The organism is Sandarakinorhabdus rubra (assembly GCF_010994245.1).
GTDB lineage: Bacteria > Pseudomonadota > Alphaproteobacteria > Sphingomonadales > Sphingomonadaceae > Sandarakinorhabdus > Sandarakinorhabdus rubra.
In genome coordinates, this window is record NZ_WMHO01000323.1 from 1 (window position 1) to 1,951 (window position 1,951).

Below are 1,951 nucleotides of genomic sequence, written 5' to 3' on the forward strand. Positions count from 1 at the left end.
GGCCGGGCCGTCGCCGGGCAGGATGGCGATGCTGTCGGCCGCGGCCGTGAAGCCCTGCGCTGCCACCGCGATGCGGGCGCGCTCCGGCTGGCTGTTCAGCCAGTCGCCGAACCCCTCGGCGGTGACGGGCAGGATCGGGATCGCCGGCTGCGCGTCGGCCGGCACCAGCAGGGCGGCAAGATCGCTCACGGCAAAATGCTCATAGGGGCACTCCGAACAGGTCGGCCTCGTCGGCCTCCTCGATGCGGACGGTGACGATGTCGCCGGGCTTCACCCCGCCGGCATCCCGCAGATGCACCATGCCGTCGATCTCGGGCGCGTCATACTGGCTGCGCCCCGACGCGCCACCCTCATCGTCCACCTCGTCGATCAGCACGGCGAGATCGCGGCCCACCTTGGCGGCCAGCCGGCCTTGCGAGATGCGCGACTGGTGCGCCATGAAACGGTGCCAGCGCTCTTCCTTCACGTCCTCCGGCACCGCGCCGGGCAGGTCGTTGGCGCGGGCGCCGTCCACCGCCTCATATTTGAAGCAGCCGGCGCGATCGATCTGGGCCTGCTCCAGCCAGTCCAGAAGATACTGGAAATCGGCCTCCGTCTCGCCGGGGAAGCCAACGATGAAGGTGGAACGGATCGCCATGTCGGGGACCATTGCGCGCCATTTGTGGATGCGTTCCAGCACCTTGGCTTCGTTGGCCGGGCGCTTCATCGCCTTCAGCACGGCGGGGCTGGCATGCTGGAAGGGAATGTCGAGATAGGGCAGCAGCAGCTTGTCGCGCATCAGCGGGATGAGATCATCGACGTGCGGATAGGGATAGACATAGTGCAGCCGCACCCAGGCGCCCAGGCTGCCCAGTTCGCGTGCCAGATCCTGGATATGGGCGCGCCGCTCCACGCCGCCGAGGGTCGAGCTGGCGTGCTTCAAGTCGACGCCATAGGCCGAGGTGTCCTGGCTGATGACCAGCAGCTCCTTCGTTCCGGCCCGCACCAGTGCCTCGGCCTCGCGGAGGATGGCGGCCGGCGGCCGGCTGGCCAGTTTGCCGCGCAGGGACGGGATGATGCAGAAGGCGCATGTGTGGTTGCAGCCTTCGGAAATCTTCAGATAGGCATAATGGCGCGGCGTGAGCTTCAGCCCGGCGTCCGGCACCAGATCGGTGAAGGCGGAACGAACCGGCGGCGCCGCCTCATGCACTGCGTTGACGACAGCCTCATATTGCTGCGGCCCGGTGATGGCCAGCACATCGGGGAAGCGGGCGCGGATGGCATCGGCCTCGTGGCCCATGCAGCCTGTCACGATCACCCGGCCATTTTCGGTGATGGCCTCGCCGATCGCCTCCAGGCTTTCGGCCTTGGCGGAGTCGAGGAAGCCGCAGGTGTTGACGATCACCACGTCGGCCCCGTCGTAATCGCCTGACAGCGCGTAACCGTCGGCGCGCAGCTGGGTGAGGATGCGCTCGGAATCCACGAGCGCCTTGGGGCAGCCCAAGGAGACCATGCCGACCCGGGGTGCAGAGGCGAGGTTCATCGCGCGGCGCCTGCACGTTCGGGCCGGAAAGCGCAAGCCCCCACCATGGGCGTCATCGCCCGCCGATCACCCGCACCGGATCCACCGGCGTGCGGCCCTGGCGCAGTTCGAAATGCAGCTGCGGCTCGCTCACCGCCCCCGTCTGCCCGGCGCGTGCGATCACCTCGCCGGCCTTCACCCGGGCGCCGCGGCTGACCAGCAGCGCCTCGTTGTGGCCATAGGCCGACACCCAGCCGCCGGCATGCTTGACGAGCACCAGGTTGCCGAAGCCGGCAATGGCATCGCCGGCATATGCAACGACGCCGTCGCCAGCAGCGCGCACCGGTTCGCCCGGCGTGGCCTTCAGGTTGACGCCATCGTTGAAGCGGCCGCCCGGCTTGGGCCCGAAGCCGGAGACCACCCGGCCCGGCAGCGGCCAGCGGAAGCGCG

At 68.9% G+C, this 1,951-nt stretch carries 2 protein-coding genes and 1 pseudogene; all 3 read right to left on the bottom strand.

What is annotated here, in order from left to right:
* Nucleotides 1-189: pseudogene (locus GJV64_RS14005) on the bottom strand (leucyl aminopeptidase family protein); the annotation flags it as partial.
* A gap of 10 nt (nucleotides 190-199) precedes the next feature.
* Nucleotides 200-1,522 (bottom strand): 30S ribosomal protein S12 methylthiotransferase RimO, encoded by a 1,323-nt coding sequence (gene rimO / locus GJV64_RS14010; RefSeq protein ID WP_164158045.1) that lies wholly within the window; start codon nucleotides 1,520-1,522, stop codon nucleotides 200-202.
* 52 nt (nucleotides 1,523-1,574) lie between these two features.
* Nucleotides 1,575-1,951: murein hydrolase activator EnvC family protein (locus tag GJV64_RS14015; protein ID WP_164158047.1), on the bottom strand; the 377-nt coding region annotated here is incomplete at its 5' end.

Excerpts from the sequence above, each read along its gene's own strand:
- rimO (WP_164158045.1), bottom strand. The coding sequence starts at position 1,522 with ATGAACCTCGCCTCTGCACCCCGGGTCGGCATGGTCTCCTTGGGCTGC.